The sequence below is a fragment of the Sphingobium limneticum genome (genome assembly GCF_008710155.1).
Taxonomy (GTDB): Bacteria; Pseudomonadota; Alphaproteobacteria; order Sphingomonadales; family Sphingomonadaceae; genus Sphingobium; species Sphingobium limneticum.
Genome location: NZ_VYPZ01000013.1, coordinates 55180 through 79472 on the forward strand (window position 1 = coordinate 55180; position 24293 = coordinate 79472).

The window sequence follows — 24293 nt, forward strand, 5'->3', positions numbered from 1 at the left end:
GGCGACCATGAAGACGATCGTCGTCAGCCTGCTCAAGGGCGGGGTCGGCAAGACCTTCCTCGCCACGCACCTCGCCTGGTATCTGGCCGAGCAAGGCGGCAATCGCGTCGCCTTTCTCGACCTTGATCCGCAGGGCAGTTCCACACGCCGGCTTGCCAGCGAGCGAACTGGGTGGTTCTCGGCGGACCTGTTCGATCCCGAGGCGCGGCTCGAGCTTACCGATGCGCCCGGCATCACGGTCTTCGCCGCCGATCAGCGCCTGCAGATGGTCAAGGCGGCTGCGGATGTCCGCGATTTCCTCGGCCGGTTCCCTGCGCTTGGTGCCCATTTCGATCATATTGTCATCGACACCGGTCCCAAATGGGATGAGCTGACCTTGAGTGCGATGGCAGTGGCCGACGCAGTGATCGCGCCGGTCCAGGTCGCCGAGGATTCGATCGAATGCGCCAAGATGCTGCTCACCGCGCTCAAAAAGGCGGAAGGGGCGAGAGGCGGACGCAAGGTCGATTTTCTCGGGCTGTTGCCCTCGATGGTCAATCCTTTCGACCGACGGGAAATGGGCAATGCGGTCAAGCTCGCCCGCGCCGTTGGTGAGAAGCTGATGTTCCCTGCCTTCATCAAGGCGCGGCCGACCTACAAGCATTCGGCCGAACAGCATCATCCGGTCTGGCGCGAAACCGGTAGTGGCGCAAATGCGGCGGCTGACGAAATCCGGCCGATCCTGGCCGAGATCGTGCGCCGGATGGACGACCGCCATTTGAGTGCGGCGTGATGGGCAAGTTCGATCAGCGCGCCGAAGAGTTCGGACTGCTCGTCGGTCTCCATGATAGCGCGCGGCGCGTCGAGGATCTGCCGCTCGACTGGATCATGGCCGATCCGGAAAATCCGCGGCGCGTGTTCGACGAGACGGAGCTCAAGGATCTTGCTGCCTCGATTGCTGCGCGCGGCGTGCTGCAGCCGATCATCGTCGCCCCGAAAAATGGCGACGGCCTGCACGTCATCCGCGTCGGCGAGCGGCGCTTTCGGGCATCGCGCCTTGCCGGGCGCGAGACCATCCCAGCGATCGTGATGGCGGTGGTGAACCGCGCCGACACGCTCGCCGATCAGATTGTCGAGAATGACCAACGCGCAGGCCTGACCCCCCATGATCTGGCGACCGGGATCGAACGCATGCTGGGTGCCGGCGTCACCCAGGCGGAGATCGCCCGCGCGCTCGGCCGCTCGAAGCAGTTCGTATCGCTCTATGCCGCCTGTGCCGACATGGGACCCTGGTTGCGAGCGGCGATCGACCAGATGCCGATCCGTTTGCTCTACGACCTCCACCGGGCTGCCCGCACTCATGGCGACGCGGTGCGCGCCTATGTCGCGGGGCTTGGCGATGAGAGCGTCACCCTCGCCGAGGGCGGCCGGTTCATCGCGGGGCTCAAGGCATCCGAGGCTCTGCCCGTCGCCGGTCGGCATGAAGTCGCCGCGCTACCGAACGGGCAGGGCACCGAGTGGGCTGCGCCGAGCCGGCCGGTTCGTGCCGGTGCCGGTTTACGGTCGATGTTCGAAACGGAGGTGCCGCCACAGCCTCGGCCGCTCGATGCGGTTCGGGTGACGGTGGGCGGGCGGACAGGGCGTTTGATCCTGCCGGAGCGAGTTCGGGTGGTGTTCGAGGACGGCGAGGAGGTCGATGCGCCCGTTGCCGAGATCGCCATGGAGTAAACCATCGGCGGGGCAGGCGGGGCGCTTACCCATTCACCCCCTCACTCTGCGTTGAAACGATCGAGCTTTTCAGACAATTTTGACAGCCGTGCCCCTTTCTTCAGGGGCACGGCTGTCTTCATTTTTGCGAGCGGAGGGAATTAGTTCGCCCGGAGATACTCTTGTTTTCCACCGAGGCCAGATCGGGTTGAATACGTCGCTTGAATAGGGGCGGGGTCTGTTTGAGCAGACTATAAGACGAGTGGTTTTAGGTGAGGGCCGGATAGGCTTGGCGCCGTCAATGTATGACAATAGTCTTGCGGACATGGCCGTCTTCAACGTCCGTCTGCCCGATGATCTCGCGGCGCGCTTCGATGCTAAGGCAACTTCTTTCGGCGGTCGCTCAGCGCTCCTGCGCAAGCTAATTGACGGTGCGGTGCAGGACGCCGGAAACGTGCCGAGCGAGACGGCTCCGGCTCGGACCCGCACGACTGACCGACTGCAGCTTCGGCTCATGCGCGAGGATATCGTGCAGCTGGATGCGGCGGCCGATGCGCGCGGCCTCAAAAGGACCGAGTGGCTGGTGATGCTGTTGCGCCGACGGTTGCACGCGACATCGCCGCCGTCGCGTGGCGACCGGGTGCTGATCGCGCAGTCCTGGCGCGAGCTCAACCGGATCGGTATCAATCTCAACCAGGCGGTCCATGCGCTTCACGCCGCGACCATGGTGGATTCTCGCCTAGATCTGGCGCGCGAGGCCGCGCGGGTCGCTTCCTTCCGGGATGAGGTGGCCGATCAGCTGCGCGTGCTCGGCCGCGCGCTCAAGGGTGACATGGCCTACTGGGATACGGCCGATGAATGAGGATGACGACGGCGTCCTGCCGCTCCCCAGCCTGATGGAAGCCTGGCGACCGCCGACCGGGGGCAAGCGCAGCCTGCGCGGGGGGACACTGCGGATCCGGTCGGGCGGCAAGGGCAGGGGCGGGAGCAATGCCGGGCTCTCGGCGGCCGAGGCGCGGGCCAAGCTCGAGCGGATCGTGCGCAAGGCCCCCGAGGTCATGGTCAAGATCTCGGGCAAGCAGCGTGGCGCCAGGCATCTTGCCGAGCACTTCGGCTATATCTCGCGTCACGGGAAGCTCGAAATCCGCAGCAGTGAGGGCGAGATCATCAGAGAGGAAAAGCGCCTGAAGGCGATTGCTGCCGACTGGGACATGCTCGATCAGGCGATGAACGCGCATGGGAAGGACCGTCCGACGTCGATGTCGATGGTGTTGTCGATGCCCGGCGGTACGACCGATGCCTCGACCATCCATGATGCCGTCCAAGCGTTCGCGCGGGTCGAATTCGAAGGGCAGTTCAGCTATATGGTGGCTCTGCACACCGACACCGCCCACCCCCATGTCCATTTGACCGTCGCGGCGCAGGGTGCGGACGGAACGCGGTTCAATCCGCGCAAGGCCGACCTTCATCATTGGCGCGAGAGCTTCGCCTATGAATTGCGCCAGCGCGGCATCGCCGCCGAAGCGACGCCGCGCCGCGCGCGCGGCCATGTCCAGAAGCGGGTGCGTTCGCCGGCGCACCATCTGGAGGCGCGGACAGCCGGGCTGGGGAGGGACTTGGATCTCAACCGGCTGATCGAAGAGCGCGCGCAGGAGTTCGCACGTTCAAAGAACCCGGAGCGTAGGGTGGAAGATGTGCTGGCGCTGGGCCGACAGAAGCAGATCCGCGGGGCATACGCAGATGCCGCGGCCGCGCTGGCGGCGACCGGGAAAGACGAGGATCGCGCGCTGGCCGAGGATATCGCAGGGTTCGTGGCCGATATGCCCGCAGCGGTGTCGCGGCGATTGGAGCGTGCGCGGGAGATCATGATTGCCGGTCGGGCGGAAGGGTCGGCCGGCAGTCGATCGCGCGACACTCATGGCGATATTGCTGAAGGCCAAACGCCGATCCCGATTGAACGAAAGCCTCGGGACCGCGATCGTTAGAAGAAGACTTGAAATTTGAGCCAGCGACGTTCCGGCGTGGTCGGCATTCTGAATGATTAGTTCGGAAAACAAAGCAGGAAATGGCAAATGCCACCGATGAGCTCGGTGCCATTTTCGTGATCGATGCTATCGCCATCTCTGCCCATTTTCGCTGAAATTAGCCTCGATTTCCGCAACGCGACGTCGCTGTGCGGGCGTGAGTGCAGCGATAACTCGCTTGAACGCTGCGGGCTTCATGGTGCGCAACTGGCGCCAGTCACTGTCGCGCCGCATTCGCACCTTCCAGTCCGCCGGTCGGTAATTGACACCGGCAGAACCCATCCGCCAGAAAATCATCGCGACCTGGTTGGGCGTGAACGCGCCTTTGTCGTCGACGAAATCGATGAAATCCCAGGCATCGAACTCGTCCACTTCCTGGCCGAGCTTCAGCAACGCCGTCATGACCCGCTGTTTGCGGGCATCTTCCACCAGTCCGCGGCGATGCCGGTCGACCAGCTTGCCCGTCGCATCGGCATCGAGCCGCTGTCCTTGCTCGTCGACGCCGGTGATCTCGAAGCGCTTGATGCATTCGGAGCCGACCAAAAGGCTCGACGCCGTGCCGGAATTTTCGATCTCAAAATGATAGCGCAGGTCCTGCTGCCCACATAGCTCGCAGATTCCGTCCCTTGCCTCCAGGTCGAAGAATCGGCCCGTATAGGACCATTCGCGTAGGGCTGGGCCAAGAGACGACGCCCGACTGAGCGGTAACAGGGTTGCAGCCGCCCTTTCCGCCCAACTCGACATCCGATCCTACTTCTTCTTCAGCGTGAGGGTGTTTGGTCCCAGCGGTTTTGCCGGTGCGGCAGGCATTGCAGCTGCTATGGCCACTGCTGCGACGGCCGCGTGCGACGCCGCAGACGAGAGCGCCAGAACCTTTTCGACGATCGCAAAGATAGCCGTCATGTCGTGTGGCTCGACCTTCGGGTACACAGGCACATATTTCAGCGACAGTAACGGTCTCAGGCGGTTGACGTGAACCGTATAGAGATGGTCACAAACGACGTAGGCGATCCGCCCTTCAGCATGGCCCCTTGGGTTGGGGTTTTTGGAAAGCTGGTGGAAGTGGGTTCCCGCCTTTTGCTGTGCACTGGTGACCGGCAGGATGATGCAGGTGTCACTCAGTGAGTTTGCAGCGCGGATGACGATGCCGGGATGCTCGTTGACGAACTCGGGCACATATGCGTCGTGCGGAAAATCGACCCAGTACATCTGGCCAACACGCGGACGGCTCTGAATTCGCCGCTCGCGGCGGCTGATTGGTATATATCCGGCCTTGATGATCTCGTGATGCTGCGGGAACGGATGCCCCAGGTCCGTGGTCATGTCCTCGACCGCCGGCATGTTTTTGAAATCGATCGGCACAAAGCCTCTCGCAAGCAAGTCCTCGTCAGTCAGGATCCGCACATAGCCCGCCGCAAACAGCTCGGCCTCGCTTGGGAATGGCACTTCCATATTCTCGTTTGCTTCTGAATTATCGTTCGACATGGAAATGCTGCTTCTTCCCGGCGGTTGGTCGGCTCATTGCGGTGTCGCCGTATTCATCGGTCGACTATACTCCCCCCGCAGCGCATCGAGCGCGATTTGAGTGAAGCCTGCTTCGTAAAGTTCAATCTGCGTGCGGCGCTTGTAATAGGAGAGCCGACGGCCTGGTGTGTCCGCTTCGATCCGCATCCTTGCAACGCCTCGGATGCCCGGCGCGCGGCGGTGCTGCGCCAGCGTTACCAGCACGTCGAGGGCATAGCGACCGAGCAGGTCGCTGCGCTCCTCAGAGAGGTTAGCGGCCGCATCGAGCATGGTGCGGGTGAGCCGATAGACGTCGTCGCCTTCCGACTGGTGGTAGAGGGCCGCAAAATCGACCGGGAACAACGGTTCGGCGTCAGGCTCTTCGCTGTCGAAAATCCACGCCTCATACCAGATGGCCCCGATCTTCTCGATCATGGCGATGCGCGCCCAAAAATCCTCCCAGGCCGCATCCTTGTTATTGCTCTTGGAGCGATGGTAGCCCGCCCAATCGCCCTTTGCGGATTTGGACCCGCCGACAAGACGAAGTGCCCAGACAGAATGAACACCGATCTCGAACACCTTGCGGGCGGGATGGTCCATGGGCGGAGTCTGGCTCAGCGCGGAAATCGGCACGCCGAAAGTCGCGTCGAGCTGGATTAGGCCATAAAGATCGACCAACATCCGCAGCAACAATGCATCGCCGGTCTCACGGACCCGCCGAAGCATCGAGGCTTCGGCTTCGATCCCGGTTACCAACGCGACGGGCAAAAAGATCGGGTCGCTGTCGAGCGGGATCGGTTGCAGGCGATATTGCGGATATAGCTTCGTCGACCGCTCAGTGCGTGCGACAAAGCCGTGCTGGATCAGCTCGTCGATCGCCACCTTGGCCCGAGGTTTTCCCATGCCGGTGTGCTGTTCGCATGCCTTGGCCGACCACTTGCTGAGCTGGTGATCGCTACCCGTTCCCGCGAGGAGCACAATAAAGGCCGTGACCAAGTTCAGCCTGTTGCCGGTTTCGACCTGCCACAGGCGTTCCCACGCGGAGCGATCGATAGCGAGGAAGTTGCCCCCACGCCCTTTCCCTCGAATGCGATCGACACCGACTGATTCGGCTTCGGGGGACGCCGAACCGTCCAAGGGCGCATTTCTCGATCGTTCCACAGCGGCGCGTTAGCATGTGTTCCTGTCCCCATCAAGGGTATCAATGCTATCAAGGTATTCAAGGGCATCAAGAGCAATGGAACATATCAAGGTAATCAAGTAACACCCGAGCATGCCGTTTTCCATCCGGTGTCATTAGAAATGGCTGGAATCAGGGCGTTAGCGCGCTGGCGTACATTGAATTTTAATACCCAGAGGGCTATATGGTTCTTACAGCTTCGGCTGCTTCGGCCTCACGGCCTTTTGGAATTACACCGCAAGGTGCTCGGGGAGAGTCTCGCAAGAGGCTCTCCCCTTTCCTCGTCCAGATTTGGCGCTCTCGCTCGGTTTTATACTCGCCGAGCGCGCAATGGGCGTTTAGCGTCATTGGCGGGATTACACGACCGGTCACGCGCTCTCGGCTGCTCGGGTTGCTTGTGAATTTGGCTCCGCGGCCTACTCTGCCGCCATGGTAGGCATCGACGAACATCTGCGCGAAGTATTAGCGAGGCATCGGGTCGACACCGGCCTCTTTTCGCGGGTGCGCGGCGTTCAGCCGTTGATCGAGCCAGTCATCCAGACATGGGGCGGCCCGTTCATCGTCGATATCCGCACAAGCGGGTCTTTCGCGAAGGGGACCGCAGTTCACGGCGGCACGGATATCGATCTTTTCGTCTCGCTCACATCGACGCTGACTGACACACTGCAGCGGATATCCGACACATTGTTCAACGCTTTCTTGCAAGCTGGCTATGCGCCACGCCGTCAAAACGTGTCGACCGGTTTGACCGTGAACGGATGGAAAGTCGATGTGACGCCGGCCAGGCGGCAAGATCAGTACGGCAACTACCACAGCTTATGGAGCACCAAGACAGGTAGCTGGCTCCAGACCAACATTAGCGAACATATACGGGTTGTTTCTAACTCTGGCCGTCTCGATGAAATTCGGCTTATCAAGATCTGGCGCAATCGCTTTGGCATCGACTGGCAGTCGTTTTATCTTGAGCTTTTTGTGCTTGATGCGCTCCGGGGTGCCCGGGTTGGGAATGTCCAGGAGAATATTGTCACTGTGTTTCGCGCCATAACGACTTCTCTTGCCAACAAACGGCTCGTTGATCCGGCAAACACCAACAACGTCGTTTCCAATGTGCTCACGGCAGATGCAAAGGGTGCCGTAATAAAAAGCGCGCAAGTCGCGCTTGAGAGCCCGTGGAACGTCGTATTCCAATGACGTCTGAATGGTCCCTCGCGGCGTTGTTCGCCGACTTCCACGAGAAGATACAAAGCGAGCTGGCTACAGCGCGCAAGCTCGGCCACCCTACCGACAAAGGCGACGCCAGCGAGCAGGTCTGGATTGACGTCCTGACCCACTATCTGCCCCGCAGATATGAAGCCCGCAAAGGATTTGTAGTCGATAGCCGAGGCGTCTTCAGCCAGCAGATCGACGTGATCATCCACGACCGACAATATTCTCCATTCGTGTTCACGTTCAAAGGCACCGATGTCGTACCGGCGGAAAGCGTATATGCGGTGTTTGAAGCCAAGCAGGAGTTGACGGCCGATTACATCCGCTATGCCGGAGAGAAGGCGGCTTCCGTGCGCCGGCTGCACCGCACAAGTCTGTCTGCAGAGACGATCGACGGGCCGTCCCGCGCGAAGCCGCTCCATCATATTCTTGCGGGCATTCTCACACTGAGCGCAGGCTGGAAGCCGCCTTTGGGCGACACGTTAGCAGGGCATCTTAGACGTGACCTGGACGAGGAATCGCTCGACATTGGATGCATTGCCGATGCTGGTTGGTTCACCAAGCGCGCAGACAGTTTTGAGCTCAACACGGTCGACAAGGCCGCGACCCGCTTTCTGTTCGAACTGATTGCGCAGCTCCAAGCTATTGGGACTGCGCCAATGCTCGACATTCGGGCATATGCGAGCATGATCTGATGCCGAAAGTGGAAAGCTGATGCAGGACCAGTGTATGCTAACCGGGTCTCATCAGGAGCCACCGGCACCGCGCACGGAATCGCACGCTTTGCAGAGCTGTCATGGCCTTGGGAATCATCAACTGCTCCGAATTATTTCGAGTTCGTCGGGCTCGATGTTGAGTCGGATGCGCCATCGCGCCAGCATCCTGCCCTCATTGGGAAACAGGGGATCGAGGCGCTGATAGGTCGGCGTCAGCCGCGCGCGCAACGGCTCCAATGCCGCTGCGTCGGCCAGTCCGTAAAATTCCAGCAGATAGCCGAGGCGGCGGATTACCGCGCCAACGCCGAGGCGAAGCGCATAGTCGATCATCAGTTCGACCCGCAGCGTATCGCGCTTCATCCAGAGCCCTTTGGCGACCTCCGTGACGCCGCCGACATATTGCGGATGGTCGAGACCATCGATGATGGTCCGCTCGCGATCGCTGACCCGGACCTGCTCTTCGGATGTAATCCAGATCTCGGTCAGGCCGAAGAAATCCTTTGGTCTGACGTCGACGAAGCGGAACTCATACCCGTGGATGTGCTGCGGGCGCAGGCGTTTGGCGCAGGAGACGATGATGGCCAACTGCGGTTGGGTGACCATGCGGTGCAACTCGAGGGCGCTGCCGTGGGAGATGAAGTAGTCCGCGTCGCCAACCAGCGTTCTTGCGATGAGGTAAGGATCGCTGACATGCTCGGTGTCGCGGCCCCGCTCGAAGGGCACCAGATTGTAGAGACCGGGCTTGAGGCGCGTGACGACGCCGCGCGCTTCGGTGTTCGCGACGAGACTGCGTGCCGATGACGGACTCAGACCTGTGATCTCGGTGACGTCGGCGAGCGAAAAGATCGGCTGATGGCGTTCGTTGAGTTCGACGATCAACTGGGCGGCCCGAGGCCCAAGCGTCTTGAGATTATATCCTTCGCGCAATTTGAGCCTCTGTGAACGATGTCCGGCGCGTTCGATATGACGATGATTATATTATCTGGCAAGTTTGTCGCGCTTTGCGGGACGGTTCGCGCGCATAGTATAACCAACAGGCTCAAGCTATACCCCTCGTGGTTTGCCAATCACGATAAATGCTCGTCCAAGCCGAACAAATGTGCCGGTTCTTAAACCAGGAGGCGATCGCCGAACCCATTTGTCGCAAAGGGGCTGCGGCACAGAAGACCGATTCCCAGTCACCGGGAGCGGCTGCGTTCCTGAGGCTTGGGCTCGCGACCCGGACGAGGGATGGGGGGTGTGGCTGGGTCACGGCCGCGGACCACATCCTGCCTGACGCTGGGGGAGGCGTCCTTGACCATTGCCGGTCGGATATTTCTTCCCGCCGCGATATGCGCATCGAGCTGCGTGCGGGCGACTGTCATCACCCGCGCAACCGCCTCGGGATTGTCGAACAACGTCCGTCGGATCACCGCCTCCATCACGCGCATCTGGCTGTCGGCCGCACGATCATTCGGCGTGTTTCCTTGACCGGCGCGCCGGGCATCCGGTCGTTCCAAACCACCGCCGTCGCTGTGGCGGTCCATCCCGGTTGACCGACGGACGACATCGACTTCACGGGCTGCCATGGGCGCAATCGTATTACGGCTCGTTTCCCCGCGCAGCCGGTCAAGCTCCTGGAGATCGCGATCGTTGGGCTTGTAGCCCCGTACCTCGAGCCCCTTTTGATTGGCCTCGATCCAGACCGATCGCCGAAATTCTTCCGATCCCGTGATGTGAATCCGATCCCAGTTACGGTGTTGCGCGATCGCCACCAGATCCTTGACGACCTCCTGGCTCTCCGTTGCTGTGACCAGGCGCCGGCCCTGATCGCGAAACGCGGGATCCTTTGCTTGCGCCGTCGTGAAAAAGGCGGGTTCGCCCGACCATTTCGCCTTGTCGGCATAATAGCGCTTCCGCACGCTATCCGGCACATCGCCCGCCTCCAGGGAATGCACCTTGGGCGCACTTCGTGACGCACCGACAGCGTTGGCATGACCAGGCGCTTCAGTGGGAGCATCCTTTGGTCCTCCGGGCGCAGACTTTTCCGGCGCAGCCGCCCCAGGTGCCGACGTCTCGCGTCGTTCGGCGTCATCGATGCCAACGCTGTTGGCAATGGTCCGGGTCGTACCGGATTGCTTGCGATCATTCTCTGCCATGGTCATGCCTCTCGGTCACAAATGCTGGAGCTTGGGCGCCGACGCCCACCGGCTCGAGAACGGCCCGGGCCGTCATCGCGGTGACAAAGGCGATAGCGGCCTGTTCGTCGCCGGGCGGTGGTAGATCCACCATGTCGCCCAGCACCAACATGTCATCGGTGATTTCGGCAAAGCCCGACAGCTCGTCACCGGTGAGCGCGCGCATGACAGGGTCCGTCCGTTCTGCCGGCGCGGTCGCTTGACCGTCGCTCAACAAGGCGGCCTTCTTCGCGCTAAGGGCATGTGCCAAAGGATCACTGCTGCTCGCCTCGCCTGCCAATTTGGCGGCCGATGACACGGCGTTGATCGCGATCGGACGGGGGGCAACCTTGGGTGGATCACTGATCCGGCTCGTGAAGCGCTTCGAACGGAAATACTCGATCTTGCGGCCCCTGACGGGCGGAATGCCGCCGCGCATCAGCAGAAGGTCGCCCTTGGGCATCTGCATCAGTTCCTGCGGCATCATCAGCGCACGGCGCTGGTCCGATTCTGATATGCTGCGATTGGCGAGCAGGCCATGAATCGTCCTGCTCTTCGATTTGACGTTCATCGTGAAAAAGCCGAGCCGTTCGGAGAGTTCGTTGGCGACCTTCAATTCCTTGGGCGTGAACACGATCTCCAGTCCGCAATTGGCGATGATCTCGTCAGTCACATCGACGCCATAGATGCCGCGGGGCTGGGACCGGCTCTGGATGACTGGCAGGAGGCGAAGTCCGTAGCCTGCGACATAGGAAAAGGCCGACGCGATGACCGGCGCCTTGCCGAGGCGGGCAAATTCGTCGAGCAAAATGAGCACCGGCACGCGGCCGCCATTCTCAGGCAGTTCCCGCGTATTCAGATCAATCAGCTGCTGGAGGAAGAGGTTATAGACCGGAGCAATGCGGTCGATATTGTCGGGCGACACCCCAAGATAGATCGATATCCGCTCGCGCCGGACCTGACGCAGATCGAAATCGGTCTCCGACGTCGCCGCGTCGACATAAGGGTTGAGCCACAAATTGAGCTTCGAGGTGATCGTCTGCTTGATGCCGGAAAAGGTGTTGTCCGACGCGGAGGTGAAGTCGCTCAATGCCGACACGCAGGCCTGGCTCAACCGCTGGCCGCGCCGCTGGGCCTCTTCGACGACCTTGGGCAGTTCGACCTTGGGGTCGCCCGTCGTCAGTCGCCGATAGATTTCGCCAATCGTGAAGGGGAGGGCGGGATTGGCCGCGACGAGCGCGCCGACGCCGACGAAGGCGGCGCGCGCGGCTTCGGCCCAGAACGGATCGGCCTTTTCCGGCGCTGGAAACAGCATGCCGCCGATCTTCTGGAGTTCATTGATCACATCGGTGTCGTCGAGCCGGTCGATGAAGCTCAAGGGATTGTAGCGGGCGCTTCGCCCTTCAGGATCGAGCGGGTCGAACAGATAGACCGCCTGACCATGCCGTGCGCGAAAACCAGCGGTGATGTCCCAATTCTCGCGCTTCACATCGAGCACCACCACCGAGTCTGGCCAACTGAGAAGATTGGGGATCACCACGCCGACGCCCTTGCCGGCGCGCGTCGGTGCCTCGAGCAGGACATGCTCGGTGCCGCCGAAAACGAGATAGCGGCCGCCTTTCTGCCCGACGATGATCCCACTTTTGCTGCGCAGATGTTCGCGGCGAATTTCGCTTTCACGCGCGAACCGCGCCTCGCCATGGAGCGTGCGCCCTCGCTTCAGGATGATGAGCAGGATGACGAAAGCGATGGCGCCGCTGACCAGCGCGCCTCGCTCCAGCCACAGATGCAGGAGCGGATCGCCTCGGTAATACCAGAGCCAGGCGGGTATCGCCGAGATCTGCATGTGCGCGCCGATCTGGTTCAGGCCAACGAGCGCGACCAGCACCGCGCACAAGGCGCATGCCAAAAAGGTTGCCGCGAGCATCCCCGCGACGATGGCGACCCTAGTGAGCGGTCGTGCGTCCGACAGCCGGATCAAAATACACCTCCTCGACTTCGAATTTTCCGGCGCGCTTGCGGGTCTGGACGACGACGTCGACGAGCATGTGCAAGAGCCCACGGATATCGTCGCGGGCCAGATCGCGCCCGCCTTCGGATTCCTTGACCAGCAACGTCAGCTGCTCGAACGCGCCCATCGCCGAGCCGGCATGGACGGTCGTGATCGATCCGGGATGACCCGAATTCACGTTGCGCAGATAAAAGAAGGCGGTGCCGTCCCGGAGCTCCTGCAAGAGGATGCGATCGGGCCGCATGCGCAGCGCACTCTCGAGCAATTGCTTGGGGCCGACCTTCGCCAGCCCCTGTCGCTCGCTCGAATAGACCATGTGCACGACATTGCGATGCTCGACGACGAGCTCGCGCGTATCCTCGATCGTGAGCAGCCGCTCGTCCGGCGGGATCAGCTGGATCAGCGCCTTGGCAAAGGTGGTCTTGCCCGAGCCGGTCGCGCCGCTCACCAGAATGTTCTTGCGGGCGGCAACGGCCGTTCGGAAGAAAGCCGGCCAATCGCCGACATCGCGCTGTGCGATCAGCTGCGCATCGACTTCGCCAAGGCCTTGCGCGGCGGCGCGCGTGCCCGTGAATAGCCCCGAATCTGCGAGCTGGTCGATCGCGAGGGTTACGCGCGAAGGCTTGCGGACGGTGAAGGACGGCGCGCCCGATGGCGTCACGGAGGGAATTACGATCTGACAGCGCTCGCCCCCTGGCAAGATGGTCGAGCAGATCGGCGTCTCCGCATTCACGTCCTGCCGGGTGAAGCTTGCCGCTGCGACGGCGAGCGTCGCGAGCCATTCGCTATCGAGCTCGGCGACATTGTGCCAATGCCAGCCCAGATGGTCCTCAATGCCGACCTCACCGGGCTTGTTGATGACAAGCTCCGTCACCTCGACCGGCTCCAGTAGCGGCAGGATCGGCGCGAGATAATGGCGCAGGACGGCGGTATCACTCACGGGTCAGCGCCGCAGCTCGAGATTGTAGACGTCAGCGAAGTTGAAGTCCTTGGCCACGAATATCCCGACCTCTTCGCCGTGGTTCTTCTTCAGCACCGGACGGATGTTGATGCTGTTCTGGAGCGCGATGCTCGCCCCCTCGCTCGGCGTGCGCGTCGTGTTGTTGAAATTGTTGTTCCCGCCGGAGACGGACTGCCCGGCGATATAGGCGGCGTCGTCGACCAGCGAGAGCAGCAGTGCGCTACCGAAGCGCGCCCAGAAGAAGGTGTCCACGGATCCGGCGATGCCTGCGCGGCCAAGGGCGTCTGACCCCGGCGAAGCCAGGTCGATTCGCACGCCCTGCGGCGTGACGGCGCGCGTCCACAACACGAACAGGCGGTTCTGCCCTTGCTGGATGCCGCCATGATACTCGCCAAGGACTTTGGTGCCCTTCTCCATCAGCACGACGCGGCCATTCTCCGAATAGACGTCGCGCGGAATCAAGCACGACGTGTAACCGGGCTGCGCCGAATTCATGGCGGTCTGAAGAATGCAGGGGATCAGCGTGCCGGCGGTGACGAGATAGTCGCGATTGGGCAGCATCGAGGCGCGTGCCTCGCCAACGGCCGAACTCTGACGAAGCGCATCGAGCGCATTGGGCGCGCTGCGGACGGCTGGATCGGTCGAGCCGTCGCCAGCTATGCCCGCATCGCCGGTATCGGAGCCAGCGCCGTTGGAACCCGCTGGAGCTTGGAGCGCGTCGCGGCCGCCATAGGCGATCAAAGTTGAACGACGCGCCTGATCGGCCAGGTTCTGGCGCGTGTTGTGCGGTGCCGCCACTGGCTGCGCTCCGGGTTGTATCGCCGGTACGATCTGTCCATCGGGGCCAACGGTCGGCGGAGGATTGAGGACAGGCGCGTTGGGATCGGCACCCACGGCGCCGAGCGGCTTGGGTTTCGCTGCGACAGCATCATATGCGACCGTTTCGCGCGCCGCGAGATCGGGTCGTTTGGCCATCGCCTCGGGCTTTCCCATCAAACTCGAGCCGGTCTTGCTCGGTCCCGAATTCACCCACAAAATGCCGAGCACCATCGCCGTCCCGGCGAAAATCAGGGCGGTATTCCGCTTTGCCGGCGTCATCCCACCGATCGGATCGATACCGCGTTCGCGGATGATTTCGTCGCGTTCAGGTGTTGGATCGCCCTGCGGGCGGCGAGGGGCCTCGGCCGCAATCTCGTCCATCGCACTCACTCCTTCGGGTCTTGTATGTTGCGCTCGACATGCGGCGATGCGGTGTTGGTGCCGTGATCGACGCCATAAGGTGTCGGCGCGAGATTATAGATGCACAGCACCTCCCGGTTCCGGCGCAGGCGCAGTTGAGCCGCCACGGCGTGGACGACCACAAACTCGTCCCGGACATCGAATGGGACCAAGGACTCCGAGCCGTCCGGTCGCACGAGATAGATCGCCGGGATTTCGTGGTTGCCGGGGAAGCGCAGGACCGTGAACTGGCCGTTGTCGGAGATCTCCGACGGCTGAAGATCGCTCGCACCCTGGACCTTGTAATTCAGATTGCGCGGCCCATCGATGACGCCATGGTCGAGGGCGCCCCGGACGGCGCTCGCCTGCAGCGCTGCAACGCGCTGCGCCTCCTGGGTGGCGCGCATGCGAGCGGCACGATCGGCTTCATCGCGCGGGTAGCGAAACCGAACCTGGAAGAATGTGTCACGGCTCCCGCTGCCGATCGGTCCCCGGCGCGCGGTCAGTTCGAAGGCGTAGTTGCGCAGTTCGCCCCCGCGATTGGTCGTGACGATGAGGTTGGTCGGTCCCGCCCGCTCGCGGGGTTTCAGGAACAGGATATGACCGGCAACCGCCACTTCCCATGAGACGGTGTCGCCGAGCGCGACATGTTCGATCGTCTCGTCGGCCCCGAGCACCACCTGGGTCGCCGTCCGAAAAGTGCCGACGATCCGGTAGACCTGGGTCTCCTGATATTCGACGAACTTTACGCGTGGATCCGCCGGCCCTCCGCGGGGGGTGTCCTCCCCAAGGGCGGGTGTCGCTATAATGACGAGAAGGCTCGCTATAGAGAGAAGGCGGTTCATCGCACCACCTCGGGGTCCGCGCGGTAATTCTCGACCTGGAAGCCCAATGGATTGCGATAGCGGTCGCCCTCCGCCATTGGCGCATTCGTGTACCGGAAGGTGACGGTCGCGATCCAGTCGCTGCTCTGCGTATCGGTGTCGGTCTGCACCGTCCGCGTGAAGCGGACGTTTGCAACCCGATCGTTGATGAAGGCAATATTGCGCACGCGGGCCTGGACGACCGCACCCTTGCCCCAGACAACCTGTGGGCTCGCGGCATTGTTCGAACTGAAAAACCGGCCCCAGCGCTGTTGCTCGCCTGGTTCGGACAGGATTGTGACAGCGCGAAAATTCTCTTCGGCCGCCGCTGGCAACCAGCTTTCCCGTGTCCGGACATATTGCGCGAGGAAGAATTTCGTGACCGCTTCGTCATAGCGCATCGGCTTCTGGGTGAGGGTGGTCTGCACATCGACCGCGCCCGTCGTCTGATTGACGCGAATAATGTACGGCATGACCGTCTTCAGCGGGGCCAGGCCCGCGAGTGCGAAGCCCTCCGCGGTCGCGGCAAGCAGCCCCAGGCCGGCCACGACCCAGGCGATGCGTTCGGATCGCAACGATTTGCGCTGACGATCCTGATCCCAGGATCGGGCATGCCCGAAATAGAGTTCAGCGTCTTTTGCCGGCACGCCTTCGGTCTGGTTCCGCATGATCAGCAACTCCCAAAGGTGCCGGGGGTAGCGCGCGCGGACGTCTTTTCGGGAAGCGGGGCGGGAACAGGCGGGGGCGGAGTGCCGGCATCAACTGGCTGTTTGATCTGCGGCACGGGCGGCGAGGCAGGGGGTACGACGATTGCCGGGAGCGGCGAACCCGGCAGCACGCTCCCGTAGATGTTCACTTCGCGCAGATGTTTGCCGTTGCAGACGGGTAGTTTCTTTGGCCCCGATGCCCCTTGGGCGAGTGACGGGATCAGTGCGATGACGACGGCTGATCGCCAGAGCGCGCGGACTATCGTGGTTGGTCTCGTCAAAGGGTCTTCCTTCCTCATGCGCGGCTCACCGAACCACCGCGCTGGGCGGCACGTTCGAGATTGCGACTGTTGCGAGCGCTGCGGCGTTGCTGAAACGGTGCCGCCATGACCCCCCACGCAGAGCCGGCGAAGGCACCGATGCCGGCCGATGCGCCCCCGGCAATGCCGGTTGCGATGGAGGGGGCCTGAAAGAAGAAAATCGTTCCCAAGAAAATATAAACGGCGAACAGCACCGCACCCAGGGCGGCGTCTCCGACACCTTCGGATGCGGTAATCGCGGTCGCACCAAGGTCAGTGATTAGGGCCGTGATGGCTATGATCACCGCCATCAACACAATGAAGTTGAAGGCCTGCCCGAGCCACCCGTGAAACAGCCTCCGCGTGGTCTCGAAAAGTGAAAGGGCTATGAAGATGGGTCCGAGCGCGATGATAATCGCGAGAGCGACCTTCGCGAAAACGGTGATGGAGAAACCGATCGCCGCAGACAGTCCGGCCAACGCTTTCAGCCCAAGGCTCAGGACGTACAAAACGAGCTTATAGGGGTTGATATCGCTGTACGTTGCCGCCTCGGTCTCGATCCTCGCGATGATAACGTCACACTGGCTGAAATAGTCGTCGAACACGTTGCCGACGCTCGTGACGGTATGCCCCGCCAACGCCTGCGAAATCGCATCAGGCATGCCGTGGAACAGGGGGTTTGTTACCCACTCCGTGTAGGCGACCGTCGTTGCCGCAATGTAGAGCAAACACAGTTTCACCATTCGGTAGACAAGCTCGCCCCATGGCTCGCTGACGATGCCGCGCATCACCATGTAGCCGAACAGCGCGATGTAGATGACCAAACCAAGCGCGAGTGGACCGCGCACAACCTCGATGACATTGTTCAGGCGCTCGTTGAGGAACATGTCGAGTTTGCCGTCGATGTTCGTGTAAAGCGTGGTGAAGAGTCCGTCGGCCATCTCATCTTTCCATCACGGTCAATGGGCCGGCGACAGCGAGCGCAGCTTTTGATCGAGCGTCTTCACACTCTCTGCGTTCGAGCATTCCTGTGCGTCGCGATGCGTACCATCGGCGCACGCCTTCAAGACTTCCGCGAGCTCTTGCGGGTGAGCTTTGAGATAATCCTTTCCGCGGGCGGGGGGTTGGCACGCCACCAGAAACGCCGGGACCAAAAGCGCGATTGTCTTGAAGATGGTTGCCTTCATTGATGGAGGCTCCCGAGCTTACTTGCTAAGATTTGCTCGCTCTCCTGCTGTGATCGAATGCGCTGCTCCGCCTGCTGCCTCATTGTAAGAGCCTGGAGTTGCACCGCGTCGTTCTGGATATGGGCATTTTCCACCCCGACACGGGCTTGGATATCCATCACGTCCTTCGCGTCCGACGCGGTGTCCAGCGACGAACGCAGTTCCTCGAGACCCGTCGTTCTCTGGGCGGTGACGCCATATGCTGCCTCGGCAATCGCCGCGTCACGCGCTGCCATTTCGCCATTGCGGGAGATTGAATCGCGGCTTGAACGCTCGAAAGCGGTCGCGTCAGGGCGGAGCGCGGGAAGATCGACCCGGTAATTGCTGCGAATCCGATCTGCGGAAGATCCAAGACTGCCGAGGCCTGTCATGTCCGAAGACATAAGGCGCTGAATGTCCCGTGCTTCGCTTGGCAAGAGGTGGCGAACGGCGTCGGTGTTCAGAGACGAGGCAATCTGATTGACGTTCGTCAGCTTGTTGAAGCTGTTGAACATGTCGGTGGCCTGGGAAATCTGCTGCTTCCCCTGTTCGATCATCGACAGGGTGTTCTTCACCGTCGAGAGGGTCTGCAGAAACGTGCTGGAATCATAGACCGGGATGCCCTGCGCGAACGCCGGCACGGAAATCGCCAATCCGCTAACAATCGCGAGCGCTCGGAATGCTTTCATGACCTTATCCTTTCCTTCTGGTGGTGGCACGGCGGCGCTCGTGAAAGACGGGCAGCCAGTGACTGGGATCGTCGCCATGTTCGCGGCGAACCTGATCGAGGATTCCGACGGTTTCGGTGGTGCCCGAGAGGACGGCCAGCTCGTCGGACAGGCCGCCGAGATCAAGTTCCACCACGATGGAATCGTGACCCTGCTTGACGAGAAATCGCCGACTTTCGGGGATCAGATCGTTTCTGATGAGCTTGAACTCGGCGCGGGTGAGGCCGAGTCCATCGATATAATCAACCTCTCGGCCGTGGGGGTTGGGCAAGAGGATCTTAGTGGCGACCTGCTCCATTATGCTGTGCGAGATGTCCGATCGCAGAGCGTCAGCCGGGCTTTGCGTCCCGAACACCAGAAAGGCATTCTGCTTCCGGTAGGTCTTCAGGCCATCCTGCGCGAAGGCGCGGAACGCATCATCGCCCAGCGCCTTCCAGAACTCGTCGATGTCGATCACGAGGCGACGGCCATCGAGCAGCGCATCGATCCGATGGAACATGTACATCATCAGCGGCGTGCGGATCTCGGGATTGTCCAGAAAATCCGTCATGTCGAAACCGATGAATCGGGCCTCGAGAGTCAACTCGTCCCGGTCATTGTCGAACACCCAACCAAGTGCGCCGCCGCGCGACCATTTCTCAAGCCGAGCGCCTATCCCTTCCGGATCGCGCTGTCCGAGCAATTGACGCAGCGCGAGAATGGACCGCTCCTCCGGGGGAAGGCGTCCGATCGAGAGTATGCCCTCGTCGATCATCCTCTCCTGCGTGACGCCGAGCTGGGTGCCAGAAGGGGTCACCAGATGACGGATCAGCCTGCCGAGGAAGACGATGTTGCCCGGGGTCTGGTCCAGCGCGCGCAGCGGCGCAAACCCGGTCGGCACCCCATTGCGCAGCGCCAGATAGGTGCCGCCGGATGACCGCACGTAGATCTCGGCCCCTCGGTCCTTGTCGATGAAGATCTGCTGCGCGCCGGTTTTCTCCAGCTGCGCCATCAGGAAATTCTGGACGACGGTCTTGCCGCCGCCCGATGGGCCGATAATCAGCGTGTGGCCAAGATCGTTCACATGAAAGTTGAAATAGAAGGGAGACTGGGCTGCGGTCTTCATCAACGCGATCGCAGCACCCCAGTGATTGCCATCGGGCTTGCCGGCGGGGAAAGTGTGGAACGGCGAGAGCGCGGCAAAATTGCGTGACGTGATCGCCGCTGGCCGCGCACGCCATGCGAAGTTGCCAGGAAGCTGCGACCAGAAGGCGGCCTCCAGCGCCGGACCCTCCCGAGCGGCTACCAGACCCGCGTCGGCAAGGGCGGCCCGTGCGGTCGAGAGATTTTCGGCCAGGCGTTTTTGATTTTCACCGAAAACCGCGAGTGAGAAATGATGTTCGCCCAGGACGAAGCGATTGCTCTGCAGATCGTCGGCCGCGTCGGCGAGCTCAAGCGCCTGGCTCGCAGCGGCATCCTCCGTCGAGGCCATCTGGTTCTGCCGACGGCGCAAGCGCTCCGAGGCCCGCGCTTTGCCCATGAAAGCGAAGGACTGCGTCACGACGAACGCGAAATCCTGGCTGAGGAGCGCGTTCATCTGACCTGGCCTGGTCATGGCCGGATATTCACGGATGCCGAAAAGGCCGATGAACCTGCTCGTGTCATGCGCCCGTACCTCGACCGTCTCGCGGCCGAAGATAACCCGTTCCCCATAGATGGCGGAACCGAGATGGCCTCGGACCAGGGGCACCCTGCCAGCGCGGCCCATCATCACCAGTTCAAGCACCTCGAGCGGCTGCGAGAACATCAGGCCATTATGCTCGTACAAGTGGAGACGTTGGGGTCGGCAGCGTGCGAGGAGCTTCTCAATGTCACGAGCCTTGTCCTCAAAGCGGGCAAGCTCGTCCTCGTCGACTTCGGTCCCCTCTTTGCGCGCCGATGCCAAACGTCGAAGCAGCACGCCGGTACGATCAGCCGATCCGACCGACGGCCGCATGATGAGGGTCAGGTAGAGCTCGTTGACGAACATCCGCTTGGCGGTCACCCGCGCGCGGTATTTTGCATCGAGATCGGCCGCAAAGGCAGAGCGAAACTCGCCTTCAGGATAGTCGGTGATCGGCCGGCGAACGATATGCGTCCAGATCGCCAGACGGTCGTCGGCGATATTGCGCAACGTGCCGTTGAGCTTTTCGTGCCAGTCGTTGAGATGGATTGGGTCGGCGGTCTCGAATGCGAGGCCGTCGAGCTTGAACATCATCATGAGGTCGCGCCCGTCGAGCGCAATGACGCTGTCGTCGATATGCCGCGCATAAGGGAGGTAGCGCGCGGGGTCCGCCTCTTGTCTGAGGATCCGCCACGGCGTCCGGGCGGCAGCACCGCCCAACGAGTTGGCCCGGCTAGCCATGTGCAAAGCCCCGGCGTTTCGCCCCATCGATTGGCAGGGGGGAGTAGGAGCTGCCGCCCCACCATCCCCGGTTGCGGCAGCGTGCCTTTGTCATTGTCCAGAGCCACAAGAGGCGAAAGGCGTTTGCGTCGTGTCGCACGATCAGCCTGGCTATGGCCAGAAAGGCTCCGGCTAGGGCGAAGGCGTAAAGCGGGTTGCCGGTGATGATGAGCGTCAGGCACGCCGCCAGTGCGATCGGCAGCGAAGCTTCGATCGGAACACCCAGCCACATCGTCGGCCGGGTAACGGCCAGGAAGAGCGTTTCTTCCTTAAGCTTTTCGTCGTCCATCCCAGCGCACTCACGCGCCGCCGGTGATGGTATCGACGATCCACTGCGCGCTGAACACGATGAAGATGCCGACGATGACGGTGACCAGGAGCCCCAGGCTCGCTCGCCCGGTGAAGAACATGAAACCCACGATGACGACCGCGATCACCGCGATGGTTTTTGCAAAAGTGCCGGTCAGCCAGGTCTTTATGTTCTCCGCCATCGAGGTGATGCCATCGGCTGATTGGGCATGGGCCGGATCGGTGAGCAGGAGCGACACCACAACGACCGCGACAAACAGTGCCAGATATTGCGCGAAACTGCGCCGGCGCGGCGTCAACCATATCTTGGAATTGGTCGCTAAGGCAGTCATTCGGCTTGTCCTTTCGGTGAACTGTTGGATGCTCCCCCAAAGACCATCAATGATGCCGTCTGCGCCCCCGCAGCGGTGTCCCATGCCTCTTGAACGCGCGGCGAGCGATCACCCGCCGAAGGCTTCGTAACTGTGGGTTCCGGCGTCACTGGCGCGGGCAAAGCGGCGGGTTCTGGCATAGTTCCACGCCTGATCGCGGGCACGACGATACTCGACGACGCGTAGACGCGGCTGACATAGCCGTTTCCGAACCCGCGCGAACGACTGCCCGTATTGTACATCGACATGGCGGTCGCGATGGCCACCTCTGTAGAAGGGCTGGAGCGCGCAACGCTCAGATAGTTGGAAGCCAGCACGCGTGCGGCGGCAGCGAGATTGCGGCAGGGATCGAAGGCGTCATCGACCGACAGGCCAAGCCACCTGAGATTTGCGCTGTTGATTTGTCCCAGACCCAGGTCGATGTTGTAGCCGCGGGCGATCAGCGATCGAGCGACTGCGGCGGCCGACACCCGATCGCCGGGATTGGGTGCGGCAACCCCCTTCGCATTCACGCCGATGGCGTAGGGGTTGAAATGACTTTCGGTGTGGACGACCGACACAAGCGTTTCGACCGCAACCGTTGGCGCGCATTGCTGCGCCAGTCCGACCACGGTTGCGAGCTCGAGGATCACTGTGGTGTGGTCCCTTGTTCACTGGGTGACGCTGGCAAGCTTTCGATATTTGCAAGCGAATAGGATTGCTGCCGCCCGTCGGTGAACGTCATCACCACCCGGCGCCGGGAAGCGGAATCGCGATCATGAACCTTGGTCTTCGCAACGCCACTACCGGAGCAGCCAGGGAATGAACCGCCTAATGCCAGACGCTCCCAGAGCTTCACCATAGGCGGCACGCAGGCGGGGTACTGGGTCGCGCCGCCCGGGTTCGAGAGGCAAAGCAAAACCTGGCAGCCTAGATCGTTGGCGACCGCAGGAGCCGCCTGGGCAGACATCGCCACGATCGGAACGGCAAGGGCAAGGCGCAGGCGCTGCATCTGATTTCTCCGCTTTTCAGCGCCGCTGCATTAAAAATGCGCCGACTACTCTCCGTTGAAAATCACCTCTCTTTTGAACCCGGTCCGGCGTTTTCGGGCAATCCCCCCACAAGGGGGGAGCGCGCTGGAATCAGTTTTCGCTCGATGCGGCTCGGACCCGGCGTTGTTCTTCAACAAATTCCTCAAGTGCTGCCGTTTGATCTGGACGTAAGGCATCGATCGCGCCGAGATGCTCGGAGCGTTCCTCGCCCAGCAGAAGAGATGGGCATCGCCCCTCGTAGTTCCCCAAATTGGGCCGATGCTGCTGGTATCCGACCAAAGCGGCCAAATCTGGAGAGAACGTCCGTGCTACCTCGGGTGGATAGACCAACCACTGGTTTTCATATGGTTTCAGCCATCCGAGGCAATAGCTCACGATCATGCCTTGACGCACACCCGGCGACTGGTTGCCGCCAGCACCATGAAGGGTCGAGCCTAGGAAGATGATCGCAGATCCTGGACTGCATTCCACGGCCACGGGATCCTCGGGAGGTTCAGGTGTAAGCGCATTTGCGGCGTGGCTGCGCGGCCAGATCAGGGTCGTGCCATTGTCATGCCGATATTCGGTGAACGGCCACATGACGTTAAGGAGATATTCGACCTCGCCAGTTTGGCCCCGCCACATATCCTGATCGCGGTGGGGAAATTGCGGCAGTGCGCCGGGATGCAGCTCGAGAGCTTGAGCGAGATTGAGCTGGATTGTGTCGCACCACGGACTGAGCACAGCTTGCGCGATCGCCATGATCTGGGGATGCTGGATGAACGCCGACACATGGTTCGATCGTTTGAGCAGACTGCCGAACCTCTTGGTACGGCTGCCGTAGAATCCACCTTCGCAAAACGGCGTTGCCTCGAAGTGCGGAGCCAGATCTCTCGCCAGCAACTGGACAATATCGGGGGGCATGATGTCTTGAAGCACGCAGAAGCCTTCGCGCATGAGTGTTTCGTAAATTGACCCGTGGGCCTCGATCTCGCCTACAGGTAGCGGCTTGGTAGCCATGCGATGTCTCCCGAATTTCATGCTGCGGCGCGATCAAGATCCATCAGATGGATCTGCGCGAAGACGCCGGATTGACTCAGGAGGTTGGGGGTATCCGGGCCAATATTGATCTGCATGGCCGACAGGCCGCGTGGATCGCTGTTGTCCAGCAATCCAAGCGGAAGGCATTCCCATCCGAACGCGAGGATCTGTTGGAACCAAGCCCATTCGGCAACGCCGGTATAGGTCAGGATACCATTGCTAAGGGCGTATTCGACCAAGGCAGAGACGAGGCGATTGCGGGTGGCGAGCCGCTCGCGAGCCTTCAGGCGGCGCGCCAAGCAGAAGCGGGTTATTTCGCGAACATTCGGACCCGTTGGCGGTACGCCATCGCACAGATTGGGGAAGATAGTGTCGAGGATGTGCGGCCGGTCGGTCTGGAGCAGACGGGCGGACCCGGCATGCTCGCCGGTGTCATCGGTGATGACGATATAGACGGCTTCATCATCATCGAATTGATCGATCTCGTAGCGACAGGCCAGAACGGGAATGTCCCAGCCAAGTAGATCAACGAACACACGCTTACGCTCTTCAAACATCGATCTGAATACGCGGTCGCTCAGCGCCTGTTCAATCCCATTTCCTGTAATAACCATGATCACCTCCATTTGTGAGGCGATCATTCGATCAGCTTGTCATGATCTATGTTATCCCCAGAA

At 61.5% G+C, this 24293-nt stretch carries 26 protein-coding genes; 6 read left to right on the top strand and 20 right to left on the bottom strand.

What is annotated here, in order from left to right:
• Positions 1 to 7 precede the first annotated feature (7 nt).
• From F4U94_RS15525 to F4U94_RS15540, 4 genes are all read left to right on the top strand, one after another.
• Positions 8 to 772, top strand: coding sequence for a ParA family protein (locus F4U94_RS15525; RefSeq protein ID WP_150411987.1), 765 nt, complete (start codon positions 8 to 10; stop codon positions 770 to 772).
• Complete coding sequence (locus F4U94_RS15530) at positions 772 to 1707, top strand: ParB/RepB/Spo0J family partition protein (RefSeq protein ID WP_150412008.1); 936 nt, start codon at positions 772 to 774, stop codon at positions 1705 to 1707. Before F4U94_RS15525 ends, F4U94_RS15530 begins: the two co-directional genes overlap by 1 nt.
• A 304-nt stretch (positions 1708 to 2011) precedes the next feature.
• Positions 2012 to 2548, top strand: coding sequence for a hypothetical protein (locus F4U94_RS15535; RefSeq protein ID WP_211363303.1), 537 nt, complete (start codon positions 2012 to 2014; stop codon positions 2546 to 2548).
• Positions 2541 to 3671: a relaxase/mobilization nuclease domain-containing protein gene (locus tag F4U94_RS15540; protein ID WP_150411989.1), complete on the top strand. Its 1131-nt coding sequence runs from the start codon at positions 2541 to 2543 to the stop codon at positions 3669 to 3671. The genes F4U94_RS15535 and F4U94_RS15540 overlap by 8 nt, the downstream gene beginning before the upstream one ends.
• Positions 3672 to 3797: 126 nt before the next feature.
• Here the strand turns inward: F4U94_RS15540 and F4U94_RS15545 are convergent, their stop codons facing one another.
• Genes F4U94_RS15545 through F4U94_RS15555 form a run of 3 tightly spaced genes read right to left on the bottom strand, consistent with a single transcriptional unit; the run spans position 3798 to position 6350 of the window.
• Positions 3798 to 4454: a hypothetical protein gene (locus tag F4U94_RS15545; protein WP_150411990.1), complete on the bottom strand. Its 657-nt coding sequence runs from the start codon at positions 4452 to 4454 to the stop codon at positions 3798 to 3800.
• Positions 4455 to 4460: 6 nt separating this feature from the next.
• On the bottom strand, positions 4461 to 5195 hold the full coding sequence (locus F4U94_RS15550; RefSeq protein ID WP_150411991.1) for a type II toxin-antitoxin system PemK/MazF family toxin: 735 nt from the start codon (positions 5193 to 5195) through the stop codon (positions 4461 to 4463).
• Positions 5196 to 5228: 33 nt separating this feature from the next.
• Positions 5229 to 6350, bottom strand: a complete 1122-nt coding sequence (locus F4U94_RS15555; protein ID WP_150411992.1) for a hypothetical protein — start codon at positions 6348 to 6350, stop codon at positions 5229 to 5231.
• A gap of 472 nt (positions 6351 to 6822) precedes the next feature.
• Here F4U94_RS15555 and F4U94_RS15560 point away from each other — a divergent pair, with 472 nt between their 5' ends.
• Together F4U94_RS15560 and F4U94_RS15565 are read left to right on the top strand one after the other, a co-directional pair.
• Entirely contained in the window at positions 6823 to 7584 is a 762-nt protein-coding gene (locus tag F4U94_RS15560) for a nucleotidyltransferase family protein (protein ID WP_150411993.1), read from the top strand.
• Positions 7563 to 8294, top strand: a complete 732-nt coding sequence (locus F4U94_RS15565) for a DUF6602 domain-containing protein (RefSeq protein ID WP_282957472.1) — start codon at positions 7563 to 7565, stop codon at positions 8292 to 8294. The genes F4U94_RS15560 and F4U94_RS15565 overlap by 22 nt, the downstream gene beginning before the upstream one ends.
• Positions 8295 to 8411: 117 nt before the next feature.
• Here the strand turns inward: F4U94_RS15565 and F4U94_RS15570 are convergent, their stop codons facing one another.
• The 17 genes from F4U94_RS15570 to F4U94_RS15655 form a co-directional block, all read right to left on the bottom strand.
• A complete protein-coding gene (locus tag F4U94_RS15570) occupies positions 8412 to 9194 on the bottom strand; it encodes a type IV toxin-antitoxin system AbiEi family antitoxin domain-containing protein (protein WP_249042060.1) in 783 nt (260 codons plus the stop codon).
• A gap of 299 nt (positions 9195 to 9493) precedes the next feature.
• Positions 9494 to 10459 carry an LPD7 domain-containing protein gene (locus tag F4U94_RS15575; protein WP_249042061.1) on the bottom strand — a complete coding sequence of 322 codons (966 nt, stop codon included), beginning with the start codon at positions 10457 to 10459 and terminating at the stop codon, positions 9494 to 9496.
• Entirely contained in the window at positions 10440 to 12398 is a 1959-nt protein-coding gene (locus F4U94_RS15580) for a type IV secretory system conjugative DNA transfer family protein (RefSeq protein ID WP_150412009.1), read from the bottom strand. Before F4U94_RS15580 ends, F4U94_RS15575 begins: the two co-directional genes overlap by 20 nt.
• A gap of 19 nt (positions 12399 to 12417) precedes the next feature.
• Positions 12418 to 13422: a P-type DNA transfer ATPase VirB11 gene (virB11, locus tag F4U94_RS15585; RefSeq protein WP_150411996.1), complete on the bottom strand. Its 1005-nt coding sequence runs from the start codon at positions 13420 to 13422 to the stop codon at positions 12418 to 12420.
• 3 nt (positions 13423 to 13425) lie between these two features.
• A complete protein-coding gene (gene virB10 / locus F4U94_RS15590) occupies positions 13426 to 14643 on the bottom strand; it encodes a type IV secretion system protein VirB10 (RefSeq protein WP_150411997.1) in 1218 nt (405 codons plus the stop codon).
• 5 nt (positions 14644 to 14648) lie between these two features.
• Positions 14649 to 15506, bottom strand: coding sequence for a P-type conjugative transfer protein VirB9 (gene virB9, locus F4U94_RS15595; protein ID WP_150411998.1), 858 nt, complete (start codon positions 15504 to 15506; stop codon positions 14649 to 14651).
• On the bottom strand, positions 15503 to 16192 hold the full coding sequence (locus tag F4U94_RS15600) for a VirB8 family type IV secretion system protein (protein WP_056366893.1): 690 nt from the start codon (positions 16190 to 16192) through the stop codon (positions 15503 to 15505). Before F4U94_RS15600 ends, virB9 begins: the two co-directional genes overlap by 4 nt.
• Before the next feature lie 334 nt (positions 16193 to 16526).
• On the bottom strand, positions 16527 to 17471 hold the full coding sequence (locus F4U94_RS15610; RefSeq protein ID WP_150412000.1) for a TrbL/VirB6 family protein: 945 nt from the start codon (positions 17469 to 17471) through the stop codon (positions 16527 to 16529).
• Between the two features lie 18 nt (positions 17472 to 17489).
• Complete coding sequence (locus F4U94_RS15615; protein WP_150412001.1) at positions 17490 to 17717, bottom strand: EexN family lipoprotein; 228 nt, start codon at positions 17715 to 17717, stop codon at positions 17490 to 17492.
• The gene (locus F4U94_RS15620; protein ID WP_150412002.1) at positions 17714 to 18424 is read right to left on the bottom strand and encodes a TrbJ/VirB5 family protein; all 711 of its coding nucleotides are present in this window, start codon (positions 18422 to 18424) and stop codon (positions 17714 to 17716) included. The genes F4U94_RS15615 and F4U94_RS15620 overlap by 4 nt, the downstream gene beginning before the upstream one ends.
• Before the next feature lie 4 nt (positions 18425 to 18428).
• The gene (locus tag F4U94_RS15625) at positions 18429 to 20846 is read right to left on the bottom strand and encodes a VirB4 family type IV secretion/conjugal transfer ATPase (protein WP_150412003.1); all 2418 of its coding nucleotides are present in this window, start codon (positions 20844 to 20846) and stop codon (positions 18429 to 18431) included.
• Positions 20839 to 21174, bottom strand: a complete 336-nt coding sequence (locus F4U94_RS15630; protein ID WP_150412004.1) for a VirB3 family type IV secretion system protein — start codon at positions 21172 to 21174, stop codon at positions 20839 to 20841. Before F4U94_RS15630 ends, F4U94_RS15625 begins: the two co-directional genes overlap by 8 nt.
• A gap of 10 nt (positions 21175 to 21184) precedes the next feature.
• On the bottom strand, positions 21185 to 21526 hold the full coding sequence (locus tag F4U94_RS15635) for a TrbC/VirB2 family protein (RefSeq protein WP_127691996.1): 342 nt from the start codon (positions 21524 to 21526) through the stop codon (positions 21185 to 21187).
• Positions 21523 to 22197, bottom strand: coding sequence for a lytic transglycosylase domain-containing protein (locus F4U94_RS15640; protein WP_150412005.1), 675 nt, complete (start codon positions 22195 to 22197; stop codon positions 21523 to 21525). The genes F4U94_RS15635 and F4U94_RS15640 overlap by 4 nt, the downstream gene beginning before the upstream one ends.
• Positions 22194 to 22556: a hypothetical protein gene (locus F4U94_RS15645; RefSeq protein WP_088185271.1), complete on the bottom strand. Its 363-nt coding sequence runs from the start codon at positions 22554 to 22556 to the stop codon at positions 22194 to 22196. Before F4U94_RS15645 ends, F4U94_RS15640 begins: the two co-directional genes overlap by 4 nt.
• Positions 22557 to 22686: 130 nt before the next feature.
• Positions 22687 to 23595 carry a phytanoyl-CoA dioxygenase family protein gene (locus F4U94_RS15650; RefSeq protein ID WP_170271948.1) on the bottom strand — a complete coding sequence of 303 codons (909 nt, stop codon included), beginning with the start codon at positions 23593 to 23595 and terminating at the stop codon, positions 22687 to 22689.
• Positions 23596 to 23612: 17 nt separating this feature from the next.
• Positions 23613 to 24257 carry an acyl-homoserine-lactone synthase gene (locus F4U94_RS15655; protein ID WP_249042062.1) on the bottom strand — a complete coding sequence of 215 codons (645 nt, stop codon included), beginning with the start codon at positions 24255 to 24257 and terminating at the stop codon, positions 23613 to 23615.
• Between the last annotated feature and the right edge of the window lie 36 nt (positions 24258 to 24293).